At 39.5% G+C, this 6,745-nt stretch carries 7 protein-coding genes; all 7 read right to left on the bottom strand.

Going from position 1 to position 6,745, the window contains the following annotated elements:
* Window positions 1-243, bottom strand: a 243-nt coding sequence (locus K8S13_RS12510) for a 4Fe-4S dicluster domain-containing protein (RefSeq protein ID WP_291462941.1), incomplete at its 3' end; no start/stop codon positions are given.
* A gap of 1 nt (window position 244) precedes the next feature.
* Complete coding sequence (locus tag K8S13_RS12505) at window positions 245-586, bottom strand: hypothetical protein (RefSeq protein WP_291462940.1); 342 nt, start codon at window positions 584-586, stop codon at window positions 245-247.
* Window positions 587-624: 38 nt separating this feature from the next.
* Window positions 625-2,442, bottom strand: coding sequence for a CoB--CoM heterodisulfide reductase iron-sulfur subunit A family protein (locus K8S13_RS12500; protein ID WP_291462938.1), 1,818 nt, complete (start codon window positions 2,440-2,442; stop codon window positions 625-627).
* 2 nt (window positions 2,443-2,444) lie between these two features.
* The gene (locus K8S13_RS12495; protein WP_291462936.1) at window positions 2,445-3,752 is read right to left on the bottom strand and encodes a CoB--CoM heterodisulfide reductase iron-sulfur subunit A family protein; all 1,308 of its coding nucleotides are present in this window, start codon (window positions 3,750-3,752) and stop codon (window positions 2,445-2,447) included.
* A 91-nt stretch (window positions 3,753-3,843) separates the two neighbouring features.
* Entirely contained in the window at window positions 3,844-4,263 is a 420-nt protein-coding gene (locus tag K8S13_RS12490; RefSeq protein WP_291462934.1) for a hydrogenase iron-sulfur subunit, read from the bottom strand.
* Between the two features lie 10 nt (window positions 4,264-4,273).
* Window positions 4,274-4,522, bottom strand: a complete 249-nt coding sequence (locus K8S13_RS12485) for a sulfurtransferase TusA family protein (RefSeq protein WP_291347179.1) — start codon at window positions 4,520-4,522, stop codon at window positions 4,274-4,276.
* A 517-nt stretch (window positions 4,523-5,039) separates the two neighbouring features.
* Window positions 5,040-6,446: a sigma 54-interacting transcriptional regulator gene (locus tag K8S13_RS12480; protein WP_291462932.1), complete on the bottom strand. Its 1,407-nt coding sequence runs from the start codon at window positions 6,444-6,446 to the stop codon at window positions 5,040-5,042.
* Window positions 6,447-6,745 lie beyond the last annotated feature (299 nt).

The raw sequence follows: 6,745 nt of genomic DNA, 5'->3' as shown, positions 1-6,745 counted from the left end.
ATCAGCCTCTCTCGGGCATGTATGGGTACAAAGCCCGCAGTGAAGGCAACGCCATAGTTCATCAGAATTTTCAAGGATTTTTTCCCTGGCTCCCACCTGAACATATCGAATCATTCTTCTGGGAAAATTATCATGAACAAGAGGGCAAATCGCTGCACATGTCCCGCAGTTAAAACACTCAAGAGCCGTGTCATCGCTATATTCTTTCAACTCTTCTGCAAAATCTAAGTTTATAGTACTCATGTTAAACCTCTGCTTTTTCTTGGGTTTTGTCTGATTCACTCAAAAAATATTTAAAAAAAACGCCCTCTTTCGGACCCTCTACAATCTGACCATACTTTTTCATGGTTGCCATATACCAAAGTGTCTTATCTTGCGGCATATCGATTCCTTCAGCAATTTCAGGAATGGTTGCAGCCTGACCGTTTAAAAATTTTTTTATCGCCTTAATATCTTTTTTCTGTTCTTTCATTTTCGTTGAAGCAGCGGCTATCATAGTCTTTCTTTGGGCACGCAATTCTTTCATTGCTGCTTTTTTTGTCTCTTTGGCTTTATCCGCGCCTTTGTCTTTATCGTTATTTTCCATTATATTTCTTCCTATTTAAAAGAAGTTTTGTGAATCAATCAGACAGCAAATCCATCTGAAACAATAGCATCAACCATATCTTCATACTGCTTTAATGCCCATCCATTTATATCAATGGCTTTTTCCGGACAAACCGCAGCACAGGCACCACAGCCTAAACACATTGCAGCAGTTACCTGAGCTCTCTTGACTGTTTTACCGTCAATCTCTACCTCCACAAGGTTTAAAGCACCTTCTTTAAGGCAAGCTTCTATACAGGCACCGTGTCCCTGACATTTATCAGGGTTGACCTCTGCCACAAAAGGATCAAGTTCAATAAACCCTTTTCTTAAAAGAGCAGATGCTTTTACAGCTGCTGCACCCGCAGCATTACATGCTTCACCTGCATCCATGGGTGCCTGACAGGTACCGGCAAGGAAAATTCCAGTTATGGGAAATTCAACAGGTCTAAGTTTTGGATGAACTTCCAGAAGAAATTTATCTGTTCCAATGGGTAGCTTCATCATTGAGGCAAGGCCTGAAACATCATCAGGTTCGATGCCGGTTGCAAGCACAACAAGATCTGCCGGAACATCCATTTCTTCATTAAAGGTCAAGCTGTCTTTAACTTTGACCTGAAAAGGGTAATCAGAACCACTGGTTAAGCTTACCTCTGGTTGTGCATCTGCTTCATATCGCATAAAAACAACTTTGTTGGCAGAAGCCTGGGTATACAGTTCTTCCTGCCCTCTGCCATAAGTTCTGATATCTCTGTACATTTCATAAATACTGGTCGCAGGAAAATTTTCTCTAATCTGGTTTGATGCGTTTAACATTGCAGCACAACATGTTCTGGAACAGTATTCATTCAACTTTCCATCTTCTTTAGATTGATGAATACCAGGTATCTGGCGGCTGCCAACACAATGAATCATTACAATATTTCTAATACGTTTACCATTTACCTCAAGTATAGATCCTGTTGATTTATTATTTTTTAAGATTTGAATCAAATTCTGAAGAGTAATCACTTGCTCATGCTGACCAAAGCCGAATTCTCCCTCAAAAGGTATATAGGGGATAGCTCCTGTTGCCATTACAATGGCACCGGTCTCTATATTGAATTTTTCAATTTTATTATCGGATTTTTTTGAAATACTCAGGCTAAAATTCCCCACATATCCTTGTACCGCTTCAATTTTACAATCTGTATGAATTGTGATGGATTTATGGTTTAAAACCTGATCTAAAAGTTCCTGTAGAACTTCTGATGCTTTTTCTCCGGAAGGAGCAAGTTTATCGAGATTATTCAGCTGCCCACCCAGAATAGATGATTTTTCAATAAGTGTTACGTTAATCCCTGTTTGAGCAATATCAATTGCAGTTTTAATCCCTGCAATGCCGCCTCCGATCACTGTTGTATGCTTTTTGGCTTCAACACGGACCGGATCAAGGGGTTTGAGTAATTTTGCTTTGGCAGCAGCTGATGCAACAAGGATAGAGGCCTTGTCAGTAGCAGGATCACCTTGATGGACCCAGGAAACCTGTTCCCTGATATTGGCATGTTCATAGATAAACGGGTTGGAACCCGCTCTTTTAATTGCATCCCTGAAAGTTGCTTCATGAAGGCTTGGTGCACACGATGCCACTACCACCCGGTCAATCTTACCGCTTTTCAAATCATTTATAATCAGTTCCTGACCAGGGTCTGAGCACATGAACATGTTGGTTCGGGCCACAACAACATTTGGCATTTTTTCAGCTCTTTTTTTGACTTCTTCAACATCAACATGGTCAGAGATATTGCCACCGCAATAACATATATAGACACCGATTTTTTTATTATCTGGAGTTTTATCTGTATTTTTTTCAGTCATTTTTAATTCTCCATAATGCTGTTGGACATGAATTTGGCAGCTTCCATAGCGGCTGAACCTGATTCTGTAACGGTGTCCACAATATCCTTGGGTCCTGCTGCAGCTCCGGCCACGAAAAAATCGTTCATATTAGTAAGTACCGGGGATATCTTTGGTTTTATTGAGGTAATAAAGTGATCGGAATCTTTAGAAACAGGGCAAATGGGCTCCGGGTTCCAACCGGGAATCATTCCCATGGAAAGAACAACCAGATCATGGCTTGCTGTTACAATACCTGAACCGTCCTGGTTTTCATACCTTACTATTGCGCTTCCGTTTTCACCCTCATCAATCCTTGCAACCTTGCCTTTGATAAACTCAATGCCCATGGCTTTTGCATTCTGATAAAATTGTTCATACCCTTTCCCAAAAGCCCTGATATCCATGTAATAAATAGTGATATCAGCCAGTGGGAGAGAACCTGACAGCAGCATTGCCTGCTTTATAGCATACATGCAGCATACCCTTGAGCAGTATGGAACCCCCATACTCTTATCTCTTGAACCCGCACATTGAACATAGGCAATGGAATCAGGCTCCATGCCGTCTGAAGGTCTCAAGACCCTGTTATAGGGTCCATGAGGCGCTAAAAGTCTTTCCATCTGTAAAGAATCTACAACATTTGGTATTTTGCCATTACCGTATTGGAAATTGTCTTCCTTAGGCAGCAACTCAAACCCTGTAGTGATGATAGCTGTTTTTGCCTGAATGATAAACTCTTCCGGCTTTTGAAAATAATCAATTGCATTTGTAGGGCATGCTTTTTCACATTGCCCGCAAAGCATGCAGTTTTCTATATCCATTATCGGCAGTTGAGGTATTGCATTTGAAAAAGGTATTGAAATTGCTTTTGTAGCGCTTAAACCTCCTTGCTCCTCATCCGACACATATATAGGGCAAACATACTCACATTGCCTGCACCCTATACATTTATCCGGGTCAACATATCTTGGGTTTTGTATAATCACAGCTTTAACGCCCAGGGCTTCGCTGGAAGTATCATGATCTAATGAGGTCAAATTACAATATGTAAACAGGGTGATATTTTCATGATGTGCAGCTGCTGACATTTTAGGGGTGGTAATACAGCTTGCGCAATCAAGTGTGGGGAATACTTTTGAAAGCCGGATCATTTTGCCGCCGATAGAAGCATCTTTTTCCACAATAGCAACTTTATACCCTTGGTCGCCAAGGTCTAAAGCTGTTTGTAATCCGGCAATGCCGCCACCTACAACAAGTGTATCAAATTTTTTTATGTGTGTGGAGACCATACATCCTCCTGAAAAATTTTTTTTTAGTTCACTGCCTGAAAGAGGCAGTGAACTGATAATTTGTCTGTTGCTCTAAATAGATTAAAAATCGTTACTCTTTAAATTTAGGAGGTCCCAGTTCACGCACTAACTTGTCCATCTGGTTCACCTCATTTAAAAAAGACCGATTACAAACCGTACAAATAGCTGTCAGGCGAAGACGTTTTAGATCAAGTTCCATTTCCTTCATTTTTTTGTAAACACCGTCCAACTTTTTTGCCATGGCCGTAAAAGCACCTTCATAGGGACATTCTTCACCACAGGACATAATAATGATGCCGCTTATCCCTTTTTTAAAGCAGTCAAAATAAAAAGATTCGGGGAAAAGCACAGGCGCCCTTACTCTTAAAATATAAGTATTTGAAGGATAAGTTGAATGGGCTTGTCCCACTGAATCTGCTCCAGGATAAGCACAAGTTTCTGTGGCCAATATCAAAATTTTGTTCTCTTGTTTTTTTGCCTGGGGTGACATAACCACCTGCCTATTTATTTCTTGTTACAAAGTGCCTGTCATAACCATCTGCTTCCAGATATCCGAGATATTCATGTCCGACTTTTCCAGCCCATGCAGGGATATCAGTTCTTGTCCCGGAATCATTGGATAGAATTTCAATAATCTGACCAACCTGAACTTTGCCAATTCCTTTTTTTGCTTCAAGAAGGGGTCCCGGACATGCACTGCCTCTTGCGTCAACCTGATTTGCGGCTTCAATTGAATTTAAATCTGTCATTTTTTTATCCTCCGTTAAGGGTTTATGATAGCATCTTTATATTAATGCTCAGATGCGGTGTTACTCTTTTGTAATCAGCTTAGAGCAAGGTTGGTGCCAAAACAAAAATATAACCGATATAAACAGATTGTTGATGCTTAATAACACCTATAAATTCAGTTACTTTTGCTTTCTAATTGATAAAATAAAAGACGTGGCATTTATTTCAGATCGTTACCAAAGAATAAGATGGTAGCGTTATGGTTGCGTTACTTATTAAGAAATACCGTTACTCTGAAGGGAATAAAAAATCTTTTATAAGAAATATTTTTTCAAAATCACTACAACAAAGCGGGTTAAATGAAGTTGATAATTTTAATTGAATACGTTGGCATCAAGTGTGCAATAAAATTTTTCAGTTATCAGATAAAGTAAGCATTTACTTACCTCCAGAATCTGAATAATCACCTCACCGTCATCCGGGGCAGCTTGTATACCGCCAGTAGCTGCCCCGGATTTTTTTTGTAAAGTCTTATATTCAGGGTTGAAGCGGTATGTTCCACTTTTTCATGTACTTCCAGATAGACGCCCGGCTCAATCCAACACGCCTGGCAACTTCAGCCTTATTCCAGTCAGTATCACGAAGCAGATCAATTAATTTTTTTTGGGTTAAAGAGTGGGGGTGTTGAATGTTTTTTATACTTGGATTTATTTTTTCTTTTTCAACAGGGCCGGGAATCATATTCGGGTCCCTGATTTCAAGGGGAAGATCGTTAATTTCAATTTGCCTGTTGGTACATAAAACAAAGGCATGTTCAATGGCATTGGCCAATTCCCTGATATTACCCGGCCAGGAATAATCCATAAAAGCTTTTAAGGCAGGTTTCCCAATTCCTTTTACTTTAAGGATAACTTTTTCATTGTTTGTTTTAATAAAATGGTTAACAAGAAGGGGAATATCTTCTTTCCTGTTTCTCAAGGGTGGAAGGTAGATAGGGAAGACTTTAAGCCGGTAATAAAGATCCTCTCTAAAGTGCCCGCTATCAACCTGGGATTTAAGATCTTTGTTTGTGGCAGTGATAATGCGAATATCAATTTTTCGTTTTCTGGATTCACCCACCCGTTCTATTTCTTTTTGCTGCAGCACCCGAAGTAGTTTTACCTGTATATATGGAGTGATTTCACCTATTTCATCTAAAAAGATAGTGCCGCCGTCTGCTTCTTCAAACCGCCCGACACGATCACGGCTGGCACCGGTAAAGGCACCTTTTACATGACCAAAAAGCTCACTTTCCAGCAAAGATTCGGAAAGGGCACTGCAATTGATGGTGATTAAGGGTTTATCCCTTCGCTCTCCAATGGAATGAATTGCTCCTGCCACAAGTTCTTTGCCCGTCCCGCTTTCACCCTGGATGAGTATGGTTGCATCACTTGCTGCTGAAGCTTTAATAAATGTAAATACGTTCTGCATGACCTGACTTTTTGCAATAATACCTCCCAGACGATTTAATTCCCCAAGGCGGCGGGTGGCCTCTTCCATTTTTAGCCTGGCATTTTTAAGTTCCGTCAAATCTGTAACAGCTTCAACAATTCCGATAATTTTATTTTCTCTGTTTTTTATCACTCTGGCATTCTTTGTTACTGAGAGGACGTGTCCTTTTTTATGGCTCAGCAAACATTCCGTAGGTTCGACTTTTCCATATGTTAAAATACCACAGTCTCTTATATCAGTTGGACATTTTTTATCAAAACACTGATTAAAGTTCAGGATTTTACAGCTCTGTCCTTTTATTTCGTCAGATGAATAGCCTGCAATTTTTTCCATTGCCGGATTCCAGGCAATGATCCTTCCGTGGGTATCAAGAACAAAAATGCCATCACCAATGGATTCAAGCAATAGTTTTACAAATTCATTATTTTGTATCTCAAATTCTATATCTTTCATGGAAGTATCCTTTCTATTTGATCTCGGCGCCACTGGTGGCGCCACTTTATATAGGTGTCATCATAAGTAACGGGTTGCCTTTTTGTCAACACTTAATTTTCTAGTAAAAAAATAGTTCATAATTTATTTTTTTACCGTAATTACAAATAGTTACAAATAAAAATTGATTTTATTAAATATCCGGCACGCTTGTTGATATTATAGTTTGCAATCACACAAAAATTAAGTTATTTGAGCCAGACACTATTTAAGGAGAAAAGATGGAGAAAAGATTTAAGGTTTCTATAAAAGATTTGAGT

This window comes from Desulfobacula sp. (assembly GCF_021107415.1).
The sequence above is the reverse complement of the archived record's forward strand: the minus strand, read 5'-3'. Positions and strand labels throughout refer to the sequence as shown.